This is a genomic window from Anisomitus miae (SeqCode), from assembly GCF_054906395.1.
Genome location: NZ_JBRACL010000001.1, coordinates 93,303 through 94,999, shown reverse-complemented (window position 1 = coordinate 94,999; position 1,697 = coordinate 93,303). Strand labels below are relative to the sequence as shown.

Below are 1,697 nucleotides of genomic sequence, written 5' to 3'. Positions count from 1 at the left end.
TCGTTTTCCACTTAAATGAGATTTTGGGACCTTAGCTGTTAGTCTGGGTTGTTCCCCTCTTGACGACGGATTTTATCACTCGCCGCCTGACTGCTGTGATTACATACTAAGTATTCGGAGTTTGATAGGGTTTGGTACATTGGTGTATGCCCTAGCCCATTCAGTGCTCTACCCCTTAGTATTACGACACAACGCTATACCTCAATATATTTCGGAGAGAACCAGCTATCACGATGTTTGATTGGCCTTTCACCCCTATCCACAAGTCATCAGGAGCTTTTTCAACAGCCGTCTGTTCGGTCCTCCACCGGCTCTTACACCGGTTTCAACCTGCTCATGGATAGATCACATCGTTTCGGGTCTGCAGCATCTGACTTAACGCCCTATTAAGACTCGCTTTCGCTACGGCTCCGGGTTTGCTTAACCTTGCCAGATACCACAACTCGCAGGCTCATTATGCAAAAGGCAGTCCATCACACTGATAAATCATAGTGCTCTGAATGATTGTAAGCAAATGGTTTCAGGTTCTATTTCACTCGGCTCACCGCCGTTCTTTTCACCTTTCCCTCACGGTACTTGTTCGCTATCGCTCTAGTAGTAGTATTTAGGGTTGGATAGTGGTCTACCCAGCTTCAAACAGGATTTCACGTGTCCCGTCCTACTCAGGATCCTGCTAAGTAAAACGAAGCTTTCATATACGGGAGTATCACCCTCTATGCTCAGGCTTTCCAGCCTATTCTATTAGCTAAGTTTATTCTATATTGCAGTCCTACAACCCCACTAGCAAGCTAGTGGTTTGCCCTCTTACGCGTTCGCTCGCCGCTACTAGCGTAATCTCTATTGATTTCTTTTCCTTAGGGTACTTAGATGTTTCAGTTCCCCTAGTTCGCTCCACATTGGGTAAATGATATTACTATCATTTGGGTTGCCCCATTCGGAAATTCCCGGATCAAAGCTCCTTGACAGCTCCCCGAGACTTATCGCAGCCTGGCACGTCCTTCATCGCCTCTACTAGGCAAGGCATCCACCATTTGCTCTTAGTAGCTTACCTTTATTCGAATTACAAAATTGTGTATTCTAATGCATCACTTCCTTGTTAAAGATAAAAGATGATTTAAAATTTTAAATAAATTAGAAATTTTAAACTTTTATAATATTTAAACTTTAAACCCCAAGACGGAAAGCATTAACTGGCTTATTATAAAAATAATAAGTTTGGATAGTTAAACTTAAATTGCAAGAGTTTAATGCTTAAAGCTTTAACAAGTCCTGTAAAATTGTATTAAACTTGATTTCTTTTAACAATGATAATTTAAATAACACTTAGACTAGAAAGTCTAATCAAAAAACTTTGGTTTAAAATTTGGGTAAGTTTTTTGATTAGACTTTATGGTGGGCCTAACAAGACTTGAACTTGTGACCTCACCCTTATCAGGGGTGCACTCTAACCAGCTGAGCTATAGGCCCTAATAATACAATCAAAATGCGAAAGTTGTCAATCTCTCAAACCTAAACAAGCTCTAATCAAGCTTAATGAATATCTTGTGAGAGAATATTCAAATGTACTCTAGAAAGGAGGTGATCCAACCGCAGGTTCTCCTACGGTTACCTTGTTACGACTTCACCCCAGTCGCTGATTCCACTGTGGACCATAACCAGTTTGGTATTTGGGCTTCGAGTGAAATCAACTCCCATGG

At 41.2% G+C, this 1,697-nt stretch carries 1 tRNA gene, 1 rRNA gene and 1 other annotated feature (1 of these 3 only partly in view); both genes read right to left on the bottom strand.

From position 1 onward, the window contains the following. Nucleotides 1–1,051: ribosomal RNA gene (locus AALI31_RS00445) — 23S ribosomal RNA — on the bottom strand; the annotation flags it as partial. Between the two features lie 339 nt (nt 1,052–1,390). Continuing rightward, a tRNA-Ile gene (locus AALI31_RS00440) sits at nt 1,391–1,467 on the bottom strand. Nucleotides 1,468–1,571: 104 nt separating this feature from the next. Continuing rightward, nucleotides 1,572–1,697: a sequence feature (mutual gap in cmsearch alignment for this rRNA model is longer than 100), on the bottom strand; it runs 1,180 nt beyond the window's last position.